The sequence below is a fragment of the Ruegeria arenilitoris genome (assembly GCF_013032855.1).
Lineage (GTDB): Bacteria > Pseudomonadota > Alphaproteobacteria > Rhodobacterales > Rhodobacteraceae > Ruegeria > Ruegeria arenilitoris.
This window is the reverse complement of record NZ_WQDA01000001.1, coordinates 1177706-1200230: the sequence shown is the minus strand read 5'-3', so window position 1 is coordinate 1200230 and position 22525 is coordinate 1177706. Positions and strand designations below refer to the sequence as shown.

19 protein-coding genes are annotated in these 22525 nt (G+C 62.8%); 9 read left to right on the top strand and 10 right to left on the bottom strand.

The genetic code is table 11. From position 1 onward, the window contains the following. Nucleotides 1–4 precede the first annotated feature (4 nt). Nucleotides 5–610: an OmpW/AlkL family protein gene (locus GOW72_RS05810; RefSeq protein WP_170357333.1), complete on the top strand. Its 606-nt coding sequence runs from the start codon at nucleotides 5–7 to the stop codon at nucleotides 608–610. 51 nt (nucleotides 611–661) lie between these two features. Here GOW72_RS05810 and GOW72_RS05805 read toward each other — a convergent pair whose 3' ends face one another. The 3 genes from GOW72_RS05805 to GOW72_RS05795 all read right to left on the bottom strand — a co-directional run bounded on the left by GOW72_RS05805 (nucleotide 662) and on the right by GOW72_RS05795 (nucleotide 3884). Beyond that, nucleotides 662–1825 carry an isovaleryl-CoA dehydrogenase gene (locus GOW72_RS05805; protein ID WP_170340987.1) on the bottom strand — a complete coding sequence of 388 codons (1164 nt, stop codon included), beginning with the start codon at nucleotides 1823–1825 and terminating at the stop codon, nucleotides 662–664. Between the two features lie 156 nt (nucleotides 1826–1981). Beyond that, the gene (locus GOW72_RS05800; protein ID WP_170365860.1) at nucleotides 1982–3172 is read right to left on the bottom strand and encodes a DegT/DnrJ/EryC1/StrS family aminotransferase; all 1191 of its coding nucleotides are present in this window, start codon (nucleotides 3170–3172) and stop codon (nucleotides 1982–1984) included. A 40-nt stretch (nucleotides 3173–3212) separates the two neighbouring features. Beyond that, nucleotides 3213–3884: an HAD-IA family hydrolase gene (locus GOW72_RS05795; protein WP_149776861.1), complete on the bottom strand. Its 672-nt coding sequence runs from the start codon at nucleotides 3882–3884 to the stop codon at nucleotides 3213–3215. Nucleotides 3885–4017: 133 nt separating this feature from the next. Between GOW72_RS05795 and glmU the strand changes: the two genes are divergently transcribed. From glmU to GOW72_RS05780, 3 genes are read left to right on the top strand one after another with little or no spacing between them, the layout of a single operon-like run. Beyond that, entirely contained in the window at nucleotides 4018–5370 is a 1353-nt protein-coding gene (glmU, locus tag GOW72_RS05790; protein WP_170365858.1) for a bifunctional UDP-N-acetylglucosamine diphosphorylase/glucosamine-1-phosphate N-acetyltransferase GlmU, read from the top strand. 4 nt (nucleotides 5371–5374) lie between these two features. Beyond that, nucleotides 5375–7198: a glutamine--fructose-6-phosphate transaminase (isomerizing) gene (gene glmS / locus GOW72_RS05785; RefSeq protein WP_170365855.1), complete on the top strand. Its 1824-nt coding sequence runs from the start codon at nucleotides 5375–5377 to the stop codon at nucleotides 7196–7198. 6 nt (nucleotides 7199–7204) lie between these two features. Beyond that, nucleotides 7205–7891, top strand: a complete 687-nt coding sequence (locus tag GOW72_RS05780; RefSeq protein ID WP_170365852.1) for a DNA alkylation repair protein — start codon at nucleotides 7205–7207, stop codon at nucleotides 7889–7891. Here the strand turns inward: GOW72_RS05780 and GOW72_RS05775 are convergent. Beyond that, on the bottom strand, nucleotides 7879–8283 hold the full coding sequence (locus tag GOW72_RS05775; protein ID WP_170340364.1) for a hypothetical protein: 405 nt from the start codon (nucleotides 8281–8283) through the stop codon (nucleotides 7879–7881). The genes GOW72_RS05780 and GOW72_RS05775 overlap by 13 nt on opposite strands. Nucleotides 8284–8374: 91 nt before the next feature. Here GOW72_RS05775 and moaA point away from each other — a divergent pair, with 91 nt between their 5' ends. Then, nucleotides 8375–9382, top strand: a complete 1008-nt coding sequence (moaA, locus tag GOW72_RS05770) for a GTP 3',8-cyclase MoaA (protein ID WP_170365850.1) — start codon at nucleotides 8375–8377, stop codon at nucleotides 9380–9382. A gap of 1 nt (nucleotide 9383) precedes the next feature. Continuing rightward, the gene (locus GOW72_RS05765; RefSeq protein ID WP_170365847.1) at nucleotides 9384–10694 is read left to right on the top strand and encodes a 3-deoxy-D-manno-octulosonic acid transferase; all 1311 of its coding nucleotides are present in this window, start codon (nucleotides 9384–9386) and stop codon (nucleotides 10692–10694) included. 39 nt (nucleotides 10695–10733) lie between these two features. Here the strand turns inward: GOW72_RS05765 and GOW72_RS05760 are convergent, their stop codons facing one another. From GOW72_RS05760 to GOW72_RS05740, 5 genes are read right to left on the bottom strand one after another with little or no spacing between them, the layout of a single operon-like run. Continuing rightward, a complete protein-coding gene (locus tag GOW72_RS05760; protein WP_170365845.1) occupies nucleotides 10734–11897 on the bottom strand; it encodes a M20 aminoacylase family protein in 1164 nt (387 codons plus the stop codon). 25 nt (nucleotides 11898–11922) lie between these two features. Next, nucleotides 11923–13086: a M20 aminoacylase family protein gene (locus GOW72_RS05755; RefSeq protein WP_170365843.1), complete on the bottom strand. Its 1164-nt coding sequence runs from the start codon at nucleotides 13084–13086 to the stop codon at nucleotides 11923–11925. Between the two features lie 16 nt (nucleotides 13087–13102). Continuing rightward, nucleotides 13103–14269 carry a M20 aminoacylase family protein gene (locus tag GOW72_RS05750; protein WP_170357322.1) on the bottom strand — a complete coding sequence of 389 codons (1167 nt, stop codon included), beginning with the start codon at nucleotides 14267–14269 and terminating at the stop codon, nucleotides 13103–13105. A 55-nt stretch (nucleotides 14270–14324) separates the two neighbouring features. Next, nucleotides 14325–15491: an acetylornithine deacetylase gene (gene argE, locus GOW72_RS05745; protein ID WP_170365841.1), complete on the bottom strand. Its 1167-nt coding sequence runs from the start codon at nucleotides 15489–15491 to the stop codon at nucleotides 14325–14327. A gap of 5 nt (nucleotides 15492–15496) precedes the next feature. Beyond that, nucleotides 15497–17317: a dipeptide ABC transporter ATP-binding protein gene (locus tag GOW72_RS05740; RefSeq protein ID WP_170365839.1), complete on the bottom strand. Its 1821-nt coding sequence runs from the start codon at nucleotides 17315–17317 to the stop codon at nucleotides 15497–15499. A 282-nt stretch (nucleotides 17318–17599) separates the two neighbouring features. On the opposite strand from GOW72_RS05740, the gene GOW72_RS05735 reads away from it, so the two are divergent. The 3 genes from GOW72_RS05735 (at nucleotide 17600) to GOW72_RS05725 (ending at nucleotide 21381) form a co-directional block, all read left to right on the top strand. Then, nucleotides 17600–19306: a peptide ABC transporter substrate-binding protein gene (locus GOW72_RS05735; RefSeq protein ID WP_170365837.1), complete on the top strand. Its 1707-nt coding sequence runs from the start codon at nucleotides 17600–17602 to the stop codon at nucleotides 19304–19306. Nucleotides 19307–19400: 94 nt separating this feature from the next. Further along, nucleotides 19401–20408 carry an ABC transporter permease gene (locus GOW72_RS05730; RefSeq protein WP_170340961.1) on the top strand — a complete coding sequence of 336 codons (1008 nt, stop codon included), beginning with the start codon at nucleotides 19401–19403 and terminating at the stop codon, nucleotides 20406–20408. Next, nucleotides 20401–21381, top strand: a complete 981-nt coding sequence (locus GOW72_RS05725; protein ID WP_093964881.1) for an ABC transporter permease — start codon at nucleotides 20401–20403, stop codon at nucleotides 21379–21381. The genes GOW72_RS05730 and GOW72_RS05725 overlap by 8 nt, the downstream gene beginning before the upstream one ends. A 7-nt stretch (nucleotides 21382–21388) precedes the next feature. Here the strand turns inward: GOW72_RS05725 and GOW72_RS05720 are convergent, their stop codons facing one another. Beyond that, nucleotides 21389–22525 carry an MFS transporter gene (locus tag GOW72_RS05720; protein ID WP_170365835.1) on the bottom strand — a complete coding sequence of 379 codons (1137 nt, stop codon included), beginning with the start codon at nucleotides 22523–22525 and terminating at the stop codon, nucleotides 21389–21391.

Genomic DNA, 22525 nt, shown 5'->3' with positions numbered 1-22525 from the left:
GAACATGACCAGCAAACTCGCCATCCTCACCCTTTCCACCGCGTTGGCCGCTGTTTCGGCCCCCGCATTCGCCCAGTCTCAGGGAGACTGGACCGTTGGTGTCGGTATCGGCTACCTCGACCCGAAATCCGACAACGGATCCCTCGCCGGCTTCAGCGCCGATGTCGACTCGGACACCCGCCCGATCTTCACCGCCGAGTATTTCATTCGTGACAATCTGGGCATCGAGCTTTTGGCCGCAACGCCGTTCAGCCATGACATCACGCTGGGCGGAAGTGTCGACGCGGGCAGCGTCAAGCACCTGCCGCCCACACTGTCGCTGAACTACCACTTTGCAACCAGCAGCGCCTGGAAACCCTATGTCGGCGCCGGTTTGAACTACACCGTGTTCTTTGACGAGGAATCGCCGCTGGGCGATCTGAAGGTCGACGACTCGTTCGGCGTGTCGCTGCAGGCCGGCCTGGACTACATGGTCACGGACAAGGGCGCGGTTCGCCTGAACGTCCGCTGGTTCGACATCGACTCGGACGTCACCCTCAACGGAGCCGACATCGGCAAGGCCGAGATCGATCCGTGGCTGGTTGGCGTGTCCTACGTCCATCGCTTCTGATCCTTCGATCGGATACGCCTCGCCGTGACCTCGTCGGCGAGGCGTTTTTCTTCAGAGCATTTCGTTCATCAATTCGCGGCCGATCAGCATCCGGCGGATCTCGCTGGTGCCCGCGCCGATCTCCATCAGCTTGGCATCGCGGAAGATCCGGCTGACCGGCGCATCCGCCAGGAACCCGGCCCCGCCCATGGCCTGAACCGCCTGATGCGCCTGCACCATCGCCTGCTCGGACGCATAGAGACAGCACGCCGCCGCATCCTGCCGGGTCACGTCGCCCCGATCACAGGCCTTGGCGACCTCGTAGACATACGCCCGGGCCGAATTCATCGCGGTGTACATGTCGGCGATCTTGCCCTGCATCAGCTGGAAGGTTCCGATCGGTTTGCCGAACTGCTTGCGTTCGGCCAGATAGGGCATGATCTCGTCCAGGCAGGCAGCCATGATGCCGGTGCCAATCCCGGCCAGAACCACGCGCTCATAGTCGAGGCCCGACATCAGAACCGCAACGCCCTTGCCTTCTTCGCCCAGCACGTTCTCGAAGGGCACCTCGACATCTTCGAAGATCAGCTCGGCCGTGTTCGAACCGCGCATACCCAGCTTGTCGAAATGGGGCGAGGTCGAGAACCCTTTCATCTCTTTCTCGATCAGGAAGGCCGTGATGCCCTTGGACCCGGCCTCGGGGTCGGTCTTGGCATAGACGACCAGCGTATCGGCATCCGGCCCGTTGGTGATCCAGTATTTGTTGCCGTTCAGGCGGTAATGGTCGTTGCGCTTTTCCGCCCGCAGTTTCATCGACACAACATCCGACCCCGCTCCGGGTTCCGACATTGCCAGGGCACCTACGTGTTCGCCCGAAATCAGGCGCGGCAGGTATTTCTGCTTCTGTTCTTCAGTGCCGTTCAGCTTGATCTGGTTGACGCATAGGTTGGAATGCGCCCCGTAGGACAGCGCCACCGATGCCGAGGCGCGTGCGATTTCTTCAACCGCGATCGTATGCGCCAGATAGGTCATTTCGGCGCCGCCATACTGTTCGGGAACGGTTACGCCCAGCAGACCGAGTTCACCCATTTCCTTCCACAGCTCGTTGGGAAAGGCGTTGGTCTTGTCGATCTCGGCCGCCATCGGCTTGACCCGCTCCTGCGCCCAGCGGTGCACCATCTCGCGCAGCGCGTTCACATCCTCACCCAGATCGAATTGCATTGTCGCCGTGAACATCCGCGCTCTCCTCTTTCGCGTTAATGAACAGGTGTTCAATAAACTGATACAGACCTTTCCCCGCGCGGTCAATCATCGCGTGACCCAAATGAAAAAGCCGCCCTCGGGCGGCTTTTGCAGTGTTCGAGCGTGCGCCGCATGGCGCACTCGATTGAATTACTGTTGGAAAACGGCGCCGACCTCGGCGCGGATGATGCCGGCAATCAGGCGGCAATCGTCCAGTGAGAAGGTCAACGGAACGCGCATGTCGATGATCCCGCGCAGAATCCGGTCGGTCTCGGGCATCCGTTCCGACTCGGCATAGCGCCAGCTGTCATAGCGCGAGGTGAACCCGGTCGGCTCGGCCCCGCCGAACCACTTCAACTCGACTCCGCGATCGGCGCAGCGTCGCAGAACCTCGGTAATCCTGTCCTGCGCCCAATCCAGCAGAAGGAACTGGATCGACGAGCCGACATAGCTCTCCTCGGCAGGCCGCTCGACGATGGTCAGGCCGGGCGTGCCGCGCAGGCCCGCCTCGATCTCGGCATAGCGTTCGTTCCAGCGCCGCACCTGCCGATCCAACTCGCGCAACTGGGGGCGCAGGATCGCCGCGCGCAGATTGTCCATCCGCCCCGACACGTTTGGCGTGGTGTACTTGATCCGCTCGAACACCTCGGGACCCGGCACCGCAAGGTGGCGTTCGTACAGCATGTACGAGCCCGACAGCATCGTGGCTTTGGCCGCCAGCATTTCGTCATCGGTGATCAACAGGCCACCCTCGCCCGAGTTCACATGTTTGTAGGTCTGGCAGGAATAGCAGCCGATCGCCCCCTGACGGCCGGATAACTGTCCGCGCCAGGCGGCGCCCATCGTATGGGCGCAATCCTCGATCACCGTCACCCCGGCGGCATCGCACATCTGCATCAACCGGTCCATGTCACAGAGGTGCCCGCGCATGTGGCTGAGCATCAGAACCTTGGCGCGGTCCAGCTTGGCCTCCAGATCGTCCAGATCGATGGTCAGCCCCTCGGTCACGCCGACGAAAACCGGGCGCGCATTGACCGAGGCGATCGCCCCCGGCACCGGGGCCAGCGTGAAAGCGTTAGTCAGAACCGCGTCCCCCGGTTGGACACCCACGGCACGCAGGGCCGTGGCCAGCGCATAGCCGCCCGAGGACACGGCCAGACAGTATTTCGCCCCCATCTGCGCGGCAAATTCCTGCTCCAACAGGGCGGTTTCGCTCAGCTCTCCGGGGGCCACGTTGTAGCGGTGCAACCGCCCGTGGCGCAGAACGGCCAGCGCCGCCTCGATCGCCGCGTCGGGGATCGGCTCCTGTTGGGTGAAACTGCCTGAAAATCGCTCGGTCATGGCGTCGTTTGTGGGGCCAGTCGCAGCCCGGGTCAAGAGATCAGGCCGCCGCGCCCACAAGCTCGGCGACGATTGCGGGCAGATCGTCAAAATGGTGCAACAGCGCCTCGGGCTGCAGTGCGGCCATGTCATCACCGGACGGGCCGAAGGTCACAAGGATCGAAGGCACCCCTGCGGCCCGGGCCGTGTTACGGTCGGTATCCGAGTCGCCTACCAGAATGCAGTGGTCGGGATGCCCACCGGCCCGGCGCGCCGCTTCGCGCAGCGGCGCGGGGTCGGGCTTGCGCACCGGCAGCGTGTCCGCCCCCACCAACGAGCCGAACAACGCCCGCGCTCCCAGCCGCGTCATCAGCAGCTCGGCCAGCGCCTCGGGCTTGTTGGTGCAGATGCCGACACCGTATCCGGCGGCCTTCAGCGCCTCGACCGCCTGCAGCGCGCCGGGATAGAAGGTGGTGTGGGTGTCGATCGCCTGCCCATAGGCCTCGAGCAGGACCGGGTAATAGGCGTTCACGGTCTCTTCGTCATAGGCGCCCACGCGTTTCAGCCCGTGGGTCAGCATCATCCGCCCGCCGCGCAAAGCCACCGCCGCATCCTGCCCGTGCACCAGCACGTCGCCATGCCCCATCTGCCGGAAACAATGGTTGGCCGCCGCCAGCAGATCGCCCGACGTATCGGCCAAAGTCCCGTCCAGATCGAAGATGACCGTGCGCATTCTGTCTCCTTGCTCGGCAGTTTTCCGCCATGTCGTGTTGCAAACGGCAATCTTGTTTGATGGCCGAACGGCTTGCGCCTTTGCCCTCAGCGGATAAAACGGACCGCGACAAAACAAAAGAGAAAACGCATTCATGAGCACTGCCCTTGTCATCCTTGCCGCCGGAAAAGGCACCCGGATGAATTCGGATATCCCAAAGGTTCTGCACCCGATCGCCCAGGTTCCGATGCTGGTGCACGCCATGCGCGCCGGGTCGGTTCTGGCACCCGAACGCACGGCCATCGTCACCGGCCACGGCGCCGAGGCGGTGGCCAAAGTCGCGCAGGCCGAGGATGAAGACGCCCGCATCGTCGTGCAGGACCAACAGTTGGGCACCGCCCATGCCGTCGCCCAGGCGCGCGCGGCTTTGGACGGGTTCACCGGCGACGTGGTCGTTCTGTACGGCGATACCCCGTTTCTGCAGCCCGACACGCTGGAGCGCATGATCGCCGCGCGGGCTGACAACGATCTGGTGATCCTGGGCTTCGAGGCCGCCGACCCGGCCCGGTATGGCCGTTTGGTGATGAACGGAGATGCTCTGGAACGGATCGTCGAGTTCAAGGATGCGTCAGATGAAGAACGCGCCATAACCTTCTGCAACTCCGGTCTTCTGGCCTGTGACGCGGGCACCCTGTTCGACCTGATCGACGCGGTCGGAAACGACAACGCGTCGGGCGAATACTACCTGACCGACGTGGTCGAGATCGCGCGCGACCGCGGCCTGAAGGTCACCGCCGTTTCGTGCGACGAGGCGCAGACGCTGGGCGTGAACTCGCGCGCTGATCTGGCCGCGGCCGACGCCGTGTTCCAGGCCCGCGCCCGGGCCGAGCTACTGGATCTGGGCGTCACCCTGATGGCCCCCGAGACGGTCTATCTGGCTGCCGACACGGTGATCGGCCGCGACACGGTGATCGAACCCAACGTGGTCTTCGGCCCCGGCGTCACGGTCGAAAGCGGCGCGGCGATCCGGGCGTTTTCGCACCTGGAAGGCTGCCATGTCAGCCGCGGCGCCGTGGTCGGCCCCTATGCCCGGCTGCGCCCGGGGGCGGAACTGGCCGAGAACACCCGTATCGGCAATTTCGTCGAGATCAAGAATGCCGAAATCGCCGAGGGCGCCAAGGTCAATCACCTCAGCTATATCGGCGATGCGTCGGTCGGCGCGGGTACGAATATCGGCGCGGGCACCATCACCTGCAACTATGATGGCGTGATGAAGCACCGCACGGTGATCGGCGAGAACGTCTTTGTCGGCTCGAACACCATGCTGGTGGCCCCGGTCACCGTGGGCAGCGGCGCGATGACGGCCACGGGCACCATCGTGACCCGCGACATCGAACCCGACGCCCTGGCGGTGGGTCGCGCCAAACAGGAAAACAAACCGGGCTATGCCCGCAAGCTGTTCGAGATGCTGAAGGCGAAAAAGGCACGCCGGGACAAGGGAGCCTGAGTAAATGTGTGGAATTGTTGGCGTATTGGGCAAGCACGAAGCGGCGCCCATTCTGGTCGAAGCACTGAAACGGCTGGAATACCGCGGCTATGACAGCGCGGGCATCGCAACCGTAAACGGCGGCAAGCTGGGTCGTCGGCGCGCGGTAGGCAAGCTGGTCAATCTCAGCGACCTGCTGGTGCATGACCCCTTGCCCGGAAAGTCGGGCATCGGGCATACGCGGTGGGCGACCCATGGCGCACCCTCGGTCAGCAACGCGCACCCGCATCAGGCCGGGCCGGTTGCCGTGGTCCACAACGGCATCGTCGAGAACTATCGCGAGCTGCGGGCCGAACTGGCCGAGAACGGAATCGATTTCCAGACCGAGACCGACACCGAAACCGTCGCGTTGATGACCGAATTCTACATGAAATCGGGGCTGAGCCCGGTCGAGGCCGCCTTCAAGACCATCGACCGGCTGCAAGGTGCCTTTGCGCTGGCCTTCCTGTTCGACGGCGAGGATGACCTGATCGTCGCCGCCCGCAAGGGCTCGCCGCTGGCCATCGGGCACGGGGATGGCGAGATGTTCGTCGGCTCGGACGCCATTGCGCTGGCGCCGCTGACCGACCGGATCACCTATCTGGAAGAAGGCGACCGCGCCGTGGTCACCCGCACTTCGGTCGAGATCCGCAACGAGGCGGGCGAGATCGCAAATCGCGAGATCCGCAAGATCCAGCTGGATCAGACCCGGACCGACAAGGGCGGGCACAAGCATTTCATGGCCAAGGAAATCGCCGAACAGCCGGTGGTGGTGGCCGAAGCGATCCGCTCGTACCTGCCCACCGGCGGCGACAGGGTGGTTTTACCGGACGCGGATCTTGATTTCTCCAAGCTGGACCGCCTAACCATGGTGGCCTGCGGCACAGCCTTCTATGCCTGCCTGACCGCCAAATACTGGTTCGAGAAACTGGCCCGGATGCCGGTCGAGGTCGATATCGCCAGCGAGTTCCGCTATCGCGAACCGCCGATCACCGACCGCACGCTGGCCCTGTTCGTCAGCCAGTCGGGCGAAACCGCCGACACCCTGGCCGCGCTGCGCTATTGTGAGGGCAAGGCCGACAAGATCGTGTCGGTGGTCAATGTCCCCGAAAGCTCGATCGCGCGGGAAAGCGACGTGGCGCTGCCCATACATGCCGGGGTCGAGATCGGCGTGGCCTCGACCAAGGCCTTCACCTGCCAGCTGAGCGTTCTGCTGATGCTGGCGCTCAAGGCCGCGGCCGACCGGGGCACACTGGACGAAGATGCGCTAGCCGATCACGCCGCCGCACTGCGCGGCCTGCCGACGCTGCTGAACGCCGCGCTGGATCAGGAGGAGGCGATCCGGAAATCCGCGCAGCGCCTGTCCGAGGCACGCGACGTTCTGTTCCTGGGGCGCGGCCTGATGTACCCGCTGGCCCTCGAAGGCGCGCTGAAACTCAAGGAAATCAGCTATATCCACGCCGAAGGTTATGCCTCGGGCGAGCTGAAGCACGGCCCCATCGCCCTGATCGACAAGCACATGCCCGTGGTGGTGATGGCCCCGCGCGACGCGGTGTTCGACAAGACCGTGTCGAACATGCAAGAGGTCATGGCACGCAAGGGCAAGGTCATTTTGGTCTCGGACGACGACGGGATCGCAGATGCCAAGGACGGGGTCTGGAGCACGATCCGAATGCCGCATGCCCACGCCTCGGTCGCGCCGATCCTGTATTCGGTACCCGCGCAGCTGCTGGCCTATCACACGGCGGTCGCCAAGGGCACCGATGTGGACCAGCCGCGCAACCTGGCGAAATCCGTCACGGTCGAGTAAACCGCCATGCCGGACAGCCCTCTGGACCAGATCAAGGCGTATGCCGACCCGGATCGGGCCGCCCAGATGGCGGCCTATCATAAGGTCGATCGTCCCTATCTTGGGGTACCGAATCCGGTGCTGAATGATCTGACCAAAAGCTGGCGGCAGCAGATGGACGTGGACGCCCGTGTCGCGCTGGCCGATCAGCTGTGGCAGACCAACATCCACGAGGCGCGGCTGGCCGCCGCCAAGCTGCTGACCCAAGCGCGCATCCGCCCCGATCAGGCGGTTTGGGACCTGCTGCAAAGCTGGCTGCCCGATTTCGACGCCTGGGCGGTGGCCGATCATGCGAGCATGGCCGTGCAAAAGCGCCTGTGGGCCGATCCGTCGCGGCTGGACCAGGTCGAAAGCTGGACGACCTCGGATCACATGTGGACCCGACGCGCGGCGCTGGTGGCCACCCTGCCCTGGACCAAGCAGAACCACCCCAAGCCCGAAGACCTTGAGCGCCGCGACCGAATTCTGGGGTGGGCCGCCGGTTATGCCCCTGATCGCGACTGGTTCATCCAGAAGGCGGTGGCTTGGTGGCTGCGCGACCTGTCCAAACATGACCCCGACCGGGTGCGGGCGTTTCTGGCCGCGCATGGTGACGCGATGAAGCCGTTTGCCCGCAAAGAGGCCGGCAAGTACCTGAAAGATCAGTTGGAATAAACGTCCAGTTCAACCAGTTCGTCAAACGGCACCAATAGCGCACGCATCGCCTCAACCGACAGGCGGCTGCCGCCTGAGGGCGCCGGTACAAGTGTGATATAGGCCTGCGCGCCCGTCTTGGGCACGACCACCCGGCCATTGATCTCTGTTTCGACCAACGGCGTTTCAAGCCAGCGTCCGGGCTTGTTCGGATCGCCCAGTCCGGCAATCGTTGTCTTGGCGCCGGCCCATCCGGTGTTCACGGCCGCAACAGGCGTTGCTTCCACCTCTTCGGTCGCAGCGGCGGTTTCTGTCGTCTGCGCAGGTTCCGCATCCGGGGCGCGATCAAGGCTTTGCCGCACCGCATCACAGCCGGTCAAAAACGCAGGAATAATGACAAACAGGTATCGCATGCAACCAGCCTACCCCTGCCCGCGCCCGCGTTCCACCCCTCAAGCGCAGTTCTGACTTGTCGCAAGGCACGGTGCGCTTTACCTATTGGGCATGACTGCTCCGTTGATCGACCCGTTTGCCCGCGCAATCACCTATCTCCGCGTCTCCGTCACGGACCGCTGCGATTTCCGCTGTGTCTACTGCATGTCTGAAAACATGACCTTTCTGCCCAAGAAAGAGCTGCTGACGCTGGAAGAACTGGACCGGATGTGTTCGACCTTCGTCCGGCTGGGCGTGGAAAAGCTGCGGATCACCGGGGGCGAGCCGCTTGTGCGCCGCGGGATCATGGGGTTCTTCGACTCGATGACCCGGCATCTGGACAGCGGCGCACTGAAAGAGCTGACGCTGACCACCAATGGCTCGCAACTCGCCCGGTTCGCCGACGACCTGTATGCCTCCGGGGTGCGGCGGGTGAATGTCTCGCTCGACACGCTGGACGAGGACAAATTCGCCCAGATCACCCGTTGGGGTCGCTTGAAACAGGTCCTGGGCGGGATCGATGCCGCGCAGAAGGCCGGGTTGCGCGTCAAGATCAACGCGGTGGCCCTGAAAGGGTTCAACGAGGACGAACTGCCCAAGATCACCCGCTGGTGCGCCGAACGCGACATGGACCTTACCTGGATCGAGGTCATGCCCATGGGTGACATCGGCAACGAGGACCGGCTGGACCAGTACTGGTCGCTGAAGGACGTCCGGGCCGAGTACGAAAACCAATATACCGTCACCGATCTGGCCGAGCGCACGGGCGGACCGGCGCGCTATGTCCGGTTGGAGGAAACCGGGCAGAAGATCGGCTTCATCACGCCGCTCAGCCATAATTTCTGTGAAAGTTGCAACCGGGTACGCCTGACCTGCACGGGCGAGTTGTACATGTGCCTGGGGCAAGAGGACATGGCCGACCTGCGCGCGCCCCTGCGCGACCATCCCGACAGCGAAGAGCCGCTGGAACAGGCGATCCGCGCGGCGATTACCCTCAAGCCCAAGGGCCATGATTTCGACTATTCCCGCCAGAAGATCGATGGCCAGATGAGCCGTCACATGAGCCACACGGGCGGCTGACATGGCAGACCAGTCGGGGCAACCCACGACGCTGTACCGTATGTACTGCGCGTTGACGTCCATCGCCATGCCATTGGCCTGGCGCACCGTTCGCGCCAAGCTGCAGACGGCGGGTGTTTCCGAGGTCCGCCAGCGCGAGCGGCTGGGCCATGCGAGCCAGCCCCGGCCCGACGGTCGGCTGATCTGGTTCCATGCGGCCAGCGTGGGCGAGAGCCTGTCGGTTCTGAGCCTGATCAAGCGTATGAGCGAACGGATCGAGGACGCGCAGTTCCTGATCACCTCTGGCACCCCGACCTCGGCGGCGCTGGTGGAAAAACGTCTGCCGCCGCGCACCCGCCACCAATACCCCCCTCTGGACAGCGCCGGCCCGGTGGCGCGGTTTCTGGATCACTGGCGGCCCGATGCCGGCGTCTTCGTCGAAAGCGAGATCTGGCCACGCCTGATCGTCGAGACCGCCCGGCGTGGAACGCCTCTGGCCCTGCTGAACGCGCGCCTGTCCGAGAAGTCGGTGACCGGGTGGAAGAAGCGCCCCGACACCGCCCGCTATGTCCTGAGCCAGTTCCGCCTGTTCCTGACGCAAAACGACCGCACGGCCGCAAACCTGATCGCCATGGGCGCGCCCGCCGATCTGGTGCAGCCCGGAACCAACCTCAAGGCCATGTCCGATCCGCTGCCGGTGGATCAAGACACGCTGACGCAGATCCGCACCCAGATCGGCGCGCGGCCGGTCTGGATCGCCAGCTCGACCCATGCGGGCGAGGAGGAGACCGTTCTGGCCGGCCATGCCGAATTGCTGAACCGCTGGCCCGATCTGCTGCTGCTGCTCATCCCCCGCCACCCGGAACGGCGGGACGAGGTCTGCGCCCTGATTGATGCCGCAGGTCAAAGCCATGCCCTGCGCAGCGCCGGGCAGCCGATCACCGACGAGACGCAGGTCTATGTGGCCGACACGCTGGGCGAAACCGGAACGTGGTACGCGTTGTGCCCGATCGTGTTTCTGGGCGGGTCGCTGAAGGAAATCGGCGGCCACAACCCGTTCGAGCCCGCACAAGCCGGGGCCGCAGTGATCACTGGGCCGGGTTACTACAATTTCGCCGAGACATTTGCCCCGCTGGTGGACAGCGGCGGCGCGGTCGAAGTCGCTTCGGCACCCGAGTTGGCCAAAGCGGTCGAGCTCTGGCTGTCGGACAGATCGGCGCTGGCAGCGGCGCAAGCGGCGGCGCAATCCTGCGTGAACACCCAGAAATCGGCGCTGGATTCGGTTGTGGATACGCTATGCGACAAGCTGGGTCTGGAGAACGCAGGCTGCTGACCGCAAGCGGCAGCGGGAACCTGCGCCCCCGCCACGGTATCAGGCTGCGGGCATCCGCTGTTCGACGATCTCGGCCCACCAGCTGCACCCGGCAGGAATCGCCTCGTCGTTGAAGTTGTATTCCGGGTGGTGAACCATCGCCGTGTCGCCATTGCCGACCAGGATATAGGCACCGGGACGTTCTTCCAGCATGTAGGCGAAGTCTTCGCCGCCCATGACCAAAGGTGCCTCCTCGCAGGCCCCCGAGATCGAGCGGGCGACCTCGGCGGCGAACTCGGTCTGCTCATCGCTGTTGATCATGACCGGATAGCCCCGGATATAAGTGACATCGGCAGTGCCGCCGAATGTCGCAGCGACGCCCGAGCAGATTTCGTTGATGCGCTGCTCAGCAAGGTCGCGCATCTCTTTGCTCATCGTGCGCACGGTGCCCTTGATCTGCACTTTCTGCGGGATCACGTTGAACGCCTTCGACGAAGTCTCGAACGAGGTGACCGAAACAACGACCTGATCGATCGGATCGGCATTGCGCGACGCGATGGTCTGCAACGCCAGAACGGCCTGCGCAGTCATGACAGTGGTGTCCACGGTTTCATGCGGTTTGGCGGCATGGCCGCCACGACCTTCGAACGTGATATCGAACTGATCAGTCGCCGCGAAGAACGCCCCCGGCCGGATCGAGAAGCTGCCCACAGGCTTACCGGGCCAATTGTGCATTCCGTAGACTTCCTGAATGCCCCAACGCTCCATCAGGTTGTCTTCGCACATCTCGCGGCCGCCGCCGCCGCCCTCCTCGGCGGGTTGGAAGATCACAACGACGGTTCCGTCGAAATTGCGCGTTTCCGACAGGTATTTTGCCGCCCCCAGCAGCATGGCGGTGTGGCCGTCATGGCCGCAGGCATGCATCGCACCCGGCGTTTTCGAAGCATAGTCCAACCCCGTCGCTTCGTGGATCGGCAAAGCGTCCATATCCGCCCGCAATCCGATCACCTTCCCCTTGGTGTCGACCTTGCCTTTGATCACCCCGACAACTCCGGTGCGGCCAATCCCCGTGACCACCTCGTCGCAGCCGAATTCTTTCAGCTTTTCCGCAACCAGCGCGCTGGTGCGATGCGTATCGAACAGAATTTCAGGATTCTCGTGAATATCACGCCGCCAGGCGGTGATTTCATCCTGCAATTCGGCAAAGCGGTTCTTCACTGGCATCTTCGTCTTCTCTCCTTAAAAAATCTCAGGCCACCGGCATCCGGCGTTCGACCATTTCTGCAAACCACGAGCAACCGATCGGAATGATCTCGTCATTGAAATCGTATTCGGGGTGGTGAAGCCCGGCGCTGTCGCCATTTCCCAGGACTATGAAGGCCCCGGGACGTTCCTGCAACATGAACGAGAAGTCTTCACCCCCCATCACAATCGGTGCCTCGGCACAGCTGCCACCCACGGCAATTGCCGCGGATTCTGCATATCCAGTCTGCTCTTCCGCGTTGATCGTGACGGGAACGCCGCGCGAGTAGGTCACCGTGGCGGTGCCACCTATGGTCGCCGCGACACCTTGCACAACTTCATTCAGCCGCTGTTCGATCAGGTCGCGCATCTCGTTCGAATGGGTGCGGACGGTGCCACGCAGGCGGGCCGATTGCGGGATCACGTTAAATGCATTCGACGAGGTCTCGACCGCAGTGACCGACAGAACGGCCTGCAAGATTGGGTCGGCGTTGCGCGAAACGATGGTCTGCAGGGCCACGATCAGTTGCGACAGCATGACCGTCGTGTCCACGGTTTCCTGCGGCTTGGCGGCATGACCGCCGCGGCCTTCAATATGGATGTCGAACTCGTCCGCCGCCGCCAGCAGAGGCCCGGAGCGAATGGCAAACTGCCCGGTCGGCAGGCCCGGAACGTTGTGCATCGCATAGACTTCCTGGATGCCGAAGCGGTCCATCAAACCGTCCTGGCACATGGCTTCCGCACCGTTGCCGCCTTCTTCGGCCGGCTGAAAGATCACGATCGCGGTCCCATCGAAGTTTCGGGTCTCGGCCAGATATTTGGCGGCGCCCAGAACCATCGCAGTGTGACCGTCATGGCCGCAGGCATGCATGGCGCCCGCAGTCTTGGAGGCATATTCCGCTCCCGTCTGCTCTTGCATTGGCAGCGCATCCATATCGGCCCGCAGACCGATCACGCGGCCTTGGGTGTCGGTCCTGCCCTTGATCACGCCGACCACCCCGGTCCGGCCAATTCCGGTCACGACATCGTCGCAACCGAACTCTTTCAGTTTTTCCGCAACCAATGCGCTGGTCCGATGGGTATCGTAGAGAATTTCGGGGTGTTGATGTATGTCGCGCCGCCAACCGGTGATTTCGGGGTGCATTTCGGCAAAACGGTTCTTGATCGGCATGACTGTCTTTCCTGTTTCAGGCGATGGGCATTCGTCGTTCGACGAGCTCGGCGAACCAGCTGCATCCGGCCGGAATGGCCTGGTCGTCGAAATTGTATTCGGGATGGTGGCACATGGCCGTGTCGCCGTTCCCCAAGAAGATGTAGGCTCCGGGCCGTTCTTCAAGCATGTAGGCGAAGTCTTCCGACGGCATGATCGGATCCGTTGCGTCATTGACCTTGCCGGCCACCGCCTCGGCGGCTTCGGCGGCGAAGGCCGTTTCCGCCTCGGAGTTCACCGTCACCGGGTAGCCGGGCGTCCAGGTCACGCGGGCTTTGGCGCCAAAAGCCGAGGCTGTGTCTTCGGCGATCCGGCGCACGCGCTCCTCGGCGATGCCACGGTATTCCGGGTCCAGTGTGCGAACCGTGCCCTGCAGCCGGACCGTGTGCGCAATCACGTTCGAGGCGACGCTGTCAGTTTCAAACGTCCCCACCGTCAGCACCACCCGTCGGATTGGATCAACGGTGCGGGATACAACCGATTGCAGCGCAACCACGATATGCGATGCCACCAAGGTTGTGTCGATGGCTTCATGCGGTGCGGCGGCGTGGCCACCTTTGCCGGTCACGACAATCTCGAACTCGTCCGACGACGCCAGCAGCGCGCCGGGCCGGATTGCGAACTCTCCGACAGGCAGGCCGGGCATGTTGTGCAAGCCGTAGACTTCCTGAATGCCCCATCGATCCATAAGCCCATCGCGGCACATGGCCAGACCGCCGGCTCCGCCTTCTTCGGCTGGTTGAAAGATCAGAACCACCGTTCCGTCGAAATTGCGCGTCTCGGCAAGATATTGCGCAGCGCCGAGCAAGATCGACGTGTGCCCGTCATGCCCGCAGGCATGCATCTTGCCCGGCACGGTCGAGGCATAGTCCAGTCCGGTCGCCTCGTTGATCGGCAAGGCATCCATGTCGGCCCGCAACCCGATCACCCGCCCCTGCGTGTCCGTCCGCCCTCGGATCACGGCCACGACACCGGTTTTACCTATACCCGGCGTGATTTCATCGACACCGAACGCCTTGAGTCGGTCGACAACGAAGCCGGCGGTTTCATGAACGTCGTACATCAACTCGGGATGCGCATGCAGGTGCCGCCGCCACTTGGTGATCTCGGCGTGCATTTCAGCAAGTCTGTTTTTGACCGGCATGTTCAACTCTCCGAGCTTCTGACTGAAATCCTGAGTTTCCAGTGCCTCTTTTGGGTCACGCCGCCAGTTTGTAGACCAGACGCTGCATGAAGTCATGGCCGGCGTTGAACTGAGCGATCGTGATGTATTCGTTCGGCTGGTGCGCCTGAGCGATATCTCCGGGCCCACAGATCACGGCCGAGTAACCGGCTTCCTGAAACTGACCGGCTTCGGTGCCATAGCTGACGACATGGGTTGCGTTGTCGCCTGTAAGGGCGCGCACCAGCGTCTCGGCTTCGCCATCGGTTTCCGGGACCAACGCCGGAACGGCAAAGCTGGCCTTCACCTCGATATGGGCGTCCGGATGCACTTGCTGCATCTTCCTTTCCGCCACTCTTACCTGTTCCAGATAGGCTTCTTTCCAAGCTGATGCCTGCTCGCCGGGGACGACCCGGAAATCCATCATGAAACGGCAATCCTTGGCCGTGATGTTGTGCGCAGTGCCGCCCTTGATCATGCCCACGTGGCAGGTTGTCCAAGGAGGATCAAAGACTGCCGCGATGTCGCTGGGGTCCGCCGCCATGTTGATGTCGTTCTGGGCATTCGCCCAGTCGATCAGCGGCGCGGCATACATGATCGCATTGACACCGGTATGCATGATCGAACTGTGCACCTCGTATCCAACCACATGAGTATCATAGCCGAAACCGCCCTTGTGGCCGGTGACGGCCTGCATCATCGACGGCTCGCCCACCACCACGGCCGAGCCCTTGGGCAGAACCTCTTGCATGGCGACGATCATGGGCGGCGCACCGGTGCAGCCGACCTCCTCGTCAAAGCTCAGCGCCAATTGCAGCGGGCGCTTGACGTCGGCGTACTGCGCCTCGACCAGCGCCCATATGGCGAGGGCGTCAAAGCCCTTCATGTCACAGGTGCCACGTCCGAAATACTTGCCGTCTCGTTCGGTCACGACAAACGGGTCGCTGTCCCAGGGTTGTCCGTCCACCGGCACCACATCCGTGTGACCGGAAAGCACGACCGCGCCTTCCTCCCAGGGGCCGACATGGGCAAACAGGGCCGCCTTGTGCGGCTGGTCCGGATCCGGCCATCTGTGGGCGCGGATTCCGTGGCCGTTCAGGTAGTCTTCGACCCAGTCGACCAGCGGCAGGTTGCTGTCGCGGCTGACGGTGGGAAACGAGATCAGCTCGGTCATGATCTCAAGCGGAGTCAGGCGCTGTGGCATATGGGTCAGTAACCGCTGTCGGTCGTCAGAATGAAGTGACCCGGCTCGACCTCGCGGTATTCCGAAGGCGCAGGCTCATAGCCGATTGGGTGAATTGGAGACGGGATCGGTTTGAAATTCAGATCTTTTTCCGACTTGCGCTGATTGGGATCGGCGATCGGAACCGCCTTCATCAATGCCTGCGTATAGGGGTGCTGCGGGTTCTCAAAAACACGCGCCCGTGGGCCCAGTTCGACGATCCGGCCCAGATACATCACACCCACGTGGTGGCTGACCCGCTCAACCACGGCCATGTCGTGGCTGATGAACAGATAGCTCAGGCCAAGTTCGGACTGCAATTCCATCATCAGGTTCAGAACCTGCGCCTGAACGGAAACGTCCAGCGCGGAAACCGCTTCGTCCGCAATGATCAATTTCGGGTTCAGGGCCAGCGCCCGGGCAATCGCAATTCTCTGCCGCTGCCCACCCGACATTTCGTGCGGGAACCGGCGCATGAAGCTTCGTGGCAGGTGCACCTTGTCGAACAGCTGTGCGACCCGGTCCTGCAGTTCCGACCCCGATGCCACGCCATAGTTGCGCATCGGCTCGGCCACCTGATCAACCAACTGCATCTGCGGGTTCAGCGATGCGAATGGGTCCTGAAATATCATCTGCATGTCCAGACGGGCCTTGCGCAGGCCCTTCTGGTCCAGCTTCATGATGTCCACACCATCAAGACTGATTTCGCCGGCCATCGGCTCTATCAACCGCAGGATCGAGCGGCCGGCCGAGGATTTTCCACAACCCGACTCCCCGACGAGGCTCAGCGTCTGCCCTTTGTTCAGGGTGAACGAGACGTCTTCGACCGCGTGCACATTCGAAATGGTGCGGCGCAGGATCCCGCCTTTTACCGGGAACCGCGTGGTCAGGTTCCGGACTGACAGCAATACATCCTCGGTTCCGGGAATCGGGGCGATTTTCTGTCCTTCGACACCCAGCAACTTCATCGGCTCGGGGGCGGATTTTCCGCGCATCTCACCCAGCTTGGGCACCGCAGCCAGCAGAGCCTTGGTGTAGTCATGCTGGGGATTCTCGAAAATCTCGGTGACGGTGCCCTCTTCGACCTTGTTGCCGCGGTACATGACGACGACCCTGTCGGCCATCTGGGCGACCACGGCCATGTCATGGGTGATGAACATGACCGCCGTGCCGGTTTCACGCTTCAGCCGGTCCATCAGGGCCAGGATCTCGGCCTGGATCGTCACGTCCAGAGCCGTGGTGGGTTCATCGGCGATCAGCAGGCGCGGCTCGCAGGCCATAGCCATGGCGATCACAACCCGCTGGCGCATCCCGCCCGACAACTCGTGCGGATACTGCTTGAGTCGCCGCTCGGGCTCGGGGATGCGGACCTGTTTCAGCAGTTCCAAGGCGCGCGCTTCGGCCTGGGACTTGGACATATCCTTGTGAATCCGCAACCCTTCAGTCAGCTGTCGCCCGACCGTGAAAACGGGGTTCAGCGCCGTCATCGGCTCCTGAAAGATCATCCCGATTTCATTGCCACGAATCTGCTTCATGAGGTCCTGATCGGCCTTGGCCAGATCCAGCTCGGTCCCGTCGTTACGGTCGAAAATCAACTGTCCGCCGGCGATTTCACCCCCGCCGAATTCAACAAGGCGCATCAATGACAACGAAGATACGGACTTGCCCGATCCCGATTCGCCCACGATGCAGACGGTTTCGCCCGGACGGACCTCGAACGAGACGTCCTCGACGCCGACGACGGGCCCATCCTTGGTTTGGAATTCGACCCGAAGTTCCCTGATCTGGGCGATAGGCTGATCCAGCACGCGAGCGCTCCCCTTGGCTGCATGAGTGTTTTCTTTGCCGAACGCTAAGGCGGGCTGACAGGAAAAGTCAAACGCATTGCCAGTTTCGCTGCGGCAAGGCTTGCAATTTCTGCAAACTCTGTTTCGATACCCCGCGTAACCGTGCCGAGAAATTGGGCGTAGTGCGCAGACATTTGCGCAATTGTCTTTTGTTTCAGTGGCTTGAGCCCGGCACGGCAACGCCAAATCCGCAGGCCTTGCGGAGAAAATCGAGACACGAATGTGTCCAACAAGGAGTGTATGATGAAAATCAAAACCCTTTTGCTTGGTGCGATTGCAAGCACGGCGATGGCCCCGATGGCCATGGCCGAGCGCGGATCGGACGGCAACGTCAGCATCATCTATTGGCAAGCACCCTCGATCCTGAACCCGTTCCTGTCGGGCGGCACCAAAGACGTCGAAGCGGCCTCGCTGGTGATCGAACCCCTGGCCCGCTACGACCAGGACGGCAACATGGTGCCGTATCTGGCAGCCGAAATCCCGACCGTCGAAAACGGCGGCGTGAGCGAGGACCTCACCTCGATCACGTGGAAGATCGCTCCGGGGATCACCTGGTCGGATGGCACGCCGTTCACCTCGGCCGACGTGAAATTCACCGCCGACTACTGCATGGACCCCGAAGGTGGCTGTGCGCAGGTGACCAAGTTTGAAGGGGTCACCAGTGTCGAAGCTGTGGATGATCTGACCGTCAAAGTCACTTTCGACAAGCCGACCCCGTTCCCCTACGGTCCGTTCGTCGGCGGCGAAAGCCCGATCATTCAGGCCGCTCAGTTCGCGGACTGCATGGGCGCGAAAGCTCCGGAATGCACCGAGCAGAACTTCAACCCGATCGGCACCGGCCCGTTTGTCGTCACCGAGTTCAAGCCGAACGACGTGATCACATTCAAGGCCAACGACAACTATCGTGACGCGGCGAAACCGGCCTTCGCAACCGTGACCTTCAAGGGCGGCGGCGATGCGACCGCGGCCGGTCGCGCCGTGATGGAAACCGGCGAGTTCGACTATGCCTGGAACCTGCAGTTGGCGCCCGAAGTGATCGCGCAGATGCAGGAAGGCGGCAAAGGCACTCCGGTGGCAGGCTTTGGCCCGCTGGTCGAGCGCATCATGCTGAACCAGACCAACCCGTCGCCCGAACTGCCGGAAGGCGAGCGTTCGACGGCCAAGCACCCGCACCCGTTCCTGAAGGATCCGGCGGTCTACAAGGCTATGTCGATGGCAATCGACCGCCCGCTGCTGGTTGAGATCGGCTATGGCCAGGCGGGTAAAGTGACCTGCAACTGGGTCCCGGCTCCGGCTGCGTTCAACTCGACCTCGATGACCTGCGACACGCAGGATATCGAAGGCGCCAAGAAACTGCTGGATGATGCCGGCATCGTCGACACCGACGGCGACGGCGTCCGCGAGAAGGATGGCGTTCCGCTGAAGATCGTCTATCAGACCTCGACCAACGCCGTCCGTCAGGACTTCCAGGCGCTGATCAAGGAATGGTGGAGCCAGATCGGCATTGAAACCGAACTGCGCAACATCAACGCTTCGGTCTTCTTCGGTGGTGACCCGGGCTCGCCCGACACGTTCCAGAAGTTCTATGCTGACGTTGAAATGTACGCCAACACCTTCAACGGCACCGACCCGCAAAGCTATCTGGGCAACGGCCTGTGCGACAAGGCACCGCGTCCCGAGACCCAGTGGCAGGGTGAGAACATCAGCCGCTTCTGCAACGAAGAGTTCGACAAGCTGCACGCCCAACTGGCGCAGACCGCAGGTCTGGAGCAGCGCGCCGAAATCGCGAAGCAGCTGAACGACATCATGGTTCAGAACGGCGGCATGATCCCGCTGGTCCACCGTGGTCGTCTGTCGGCCCACGCAAACACTCTGGGCGGTGTCGTCCTGAACGTGTGGGACAGCGAACTGTGGAACATCGCTGACTGGTACCGCAAGACCGGTTCCTAAGCGCTAGCCTTGCACAGCCGCGTCCCGATCTGTATCGGGGCGCGGTCTTTCGCAAGTTCCACCAACAAGAAGACGCATATAAAGGCGCCTCTTAATGCTCAACTTCACCATTCGACGACTGATCCTGGCCGTTCCGACGCTGTTGTTCATCAGTCTCGTCATCTTCCTGTTGCTCGAGCTCGCCCCCGGCGACCCGATGGCACAGGTTCCGCTTACCGTTCCGCCTGAAGTCAAAGAGAAGATGCGCGAGGCGCTTGGCCTCGGCCAGCCTATGCATGTCCGGTTCTGGAAATGGATCGTGCAGTTCTTCTGGATCGAACCGCAGGTTTTGGTCGACCACATCTTTGGCACCACCTTTTCCGAAGGTGACCTGCGTGTGATTTCGTGGCAGACCCGCTCGCCCGTCATGGACATCGTCGTTCAGCGTATCCCGCAGACCCTGTGGGTTGTAGGCACCGCCTATGTGGTCGCCATCCTGATCGCCCTGCCCATTGGCATCTATTCGGCCTATCGCCAGTATTCCTGGTTCGACCAGATGGGCACCTTCGTGTCGATGGTCGGCTTCTCGGTTCCGCCGTTCTTCTCGGGGGTGCTGGTGATCGTAATCTTCTCGGTCCAGTTGGGCTGGTTCCCGTCGATCTATGACACGACGCATGTGGTCAATGACTGGGACAGCTTCGTCATTCAGCTGAAACAGATGATCATGCCCGTGATGGTGCTGGCGCTGCAGATCACCGCGCAGCTCAGCCGGTTCATGCGCGCCTCGATGCTGGACAACCTCAACCAGGATTACGTCCGTACCGCCCGCGCCAAGGGCCTGAGCGAATACACCGTCGTCATGGTACATGTCCTGCGCAACTCGATGATCCCGGTGGTTACCGTGATCGCTCTGGGTATTCCGGCGATCTTTGGTGGCGCGATCATCACCGAGCAGGTGTTCAAGGTGAACGGCATCGGCCAGCTGCTGATCGGCGCCATTCAGGCCAATGACTTGCCGATGGTGCAGACGCTGACCTTCATCTTTGCCGTGCTGATCGTCCTGTTCAACCTGATCGCGGACGTTCTTTACGGCATTCTGGACCCGAGGATCCGCTATGACTGATCACAATCAATCAGACACGCTGGTCCCTGATGAGGGCCTTGCGCCGGCCTCGACGGCCTTGCCGACTGCCGATGTAATGGAAGAACTGACCACCCCGCCCCGCAGCCAGTGGCGCGACGTGTGGGACCAGTTCAAGACCCACAAGGGCGCCATGATCGGCGCGATGCTGTTCATCTTCATTGTCGCGGCCGTCTACCTTGGCCCGTTCCTGTGGACCATCGACCCGACCCAGATCGACATCCGTGCCCGCAACCAGGGGCCCAGCTGGGCCCATCCGTTCGGCACCGATCAGCTGGGCCGGGACATCATGGCGCGAATGATGTCTGGGGGGCAGACCTCGGTATCGGTCGGCATCACCGCGATGCTGCTGGCGCTGTTCCTGGGGTCGTTCATCGGCGTGGTTGCCGGGTTCTTCAAACGGCTGGACGGGCCGCTGATGCGCCTGACCGACCTGTTCCTGGCCCTGCCGCTGCTGCCGCTGCTGCTGGTGATGATGCTGCTGTTCCGCGAACCTCTATCCGCTGCGTTCGGGCTCGAGCGTGGGATCTTCATCCTGATCGTCTGCGCCATCGGCATCACCTCGTGGATGCCTACGGCGCGGATCGTGCGCGGCGACGTGCTGGCGATCAAGGAACGCGAGTTCGTTCTGGCCGCCCGCTCGATCGGCACCAGCAACACGCAGATCATCACCCGGCACATCCTGCCCAACGTGCTGTCGCCGATCATGGTGTCGGCGACGCTGGGCATCGCCACGGCGATCATCACCGAAAGCGCGCTGTCCTTCCTGGGGCTGGGATTCCCGCCTGACTTCCCCACCTGGGGCCGGCTGCTGTTCGATGGCGTCGACTATCTGCAGCAGTACCCCGAGCGTGTGTTCTGGCCCGGACTGGCGATCTCGCTGACCGTTCTCAGCGTGAACTATCTGGGCGACGGCCTGCGCGACGCGCTCGATCCGCGGATCCGCGGACGCTGAACCAAAGTTAGTCGGCGCGCCTGAGCGCGCCGGCCAACACCACGATCACCACCGCCAGCGGCAGCAGGACGGCAAAAGCCAGCCGCAGTGAAAGAATACCTGCCAGAAGCCCGATCAGCGGCGGACCGATCAGCAAACCTCCGTATCCCAAAGTGGCCACACTGGCGATGGCCTGCCCCGGCGGGACATGCCGATCGCTCGCGGCCCGGCTGAAGGCCAGCGGCATGATCACCGCATAGCCCACGCCCATCATCGCGAATCCAGCCAGCGCCCCGACCGCGCCGCCGGCCGATACCACCAGGAATACGCCCACGGCCGCGCAGGCTCCGCTGACCCGGGCCACCGGCACCGGGCCGAACCAAGCGATCACGAGGCCGCCTAGCAGCCGCACGGCAACCATGGACACCGAAAAAACGGCATAGCCCAAGGCCGCAACGCTTTCAGCCACACCGGTGACATCCCGCAGAAAGATGGCGCTCCAATCGGCCACCGCGCCCTCACCCAACGCGCCGCACATCGCGGTCAGCCCGACCAGAACCAGAACGCCGCTGGGCAAGGCAAAGATCGCGTTGCCGTCGGACTGCACCCGCCGCGACGTCCATCGGACCCAGGACAGGGCAAGCGCCAGCGCGACGGTTGCCCCGCCGGCCAGCAGGAAATGTGGCAGCACGGCAAGTTGCATCTGAACCGCGCCATAGCCACTGAGCGCCCCCAACCCGGCGCCGAGGCTCCACATTGCATGGAACGAGGACATCACCGGTTTGGCATAGGCCTGTTCGACCTCGGCGGCCCAGGCGTTCATGGCCACATCCATCGAGCCGTGGAAGGCCCCGAAGATGAACAGGAACGCGGCCAGCATGGCGAAGCTGTCGGCGGCCGCAAGAAGGATCAGTGAGGCCGTGTACAGGACAGCGATCACCCGCGTCACGGTCACCGCGCCGAACTTGTCGGTCAGGCGTCCGGTGACTGGAAAGGAACACACTGCCCCGGCCGCCATGAACAGCAGGCCATAGCCCAGCTCCTCGTGGCTCAGCCCCAGACGGTCACGGACGGCCGGAATGCGCGAGGCCCAGATCCCGAACAGGGCGCCATTCAGGATGAACATGGCGGCCACGGCCCGCCAGGCTGAAACCAATCCGATCAT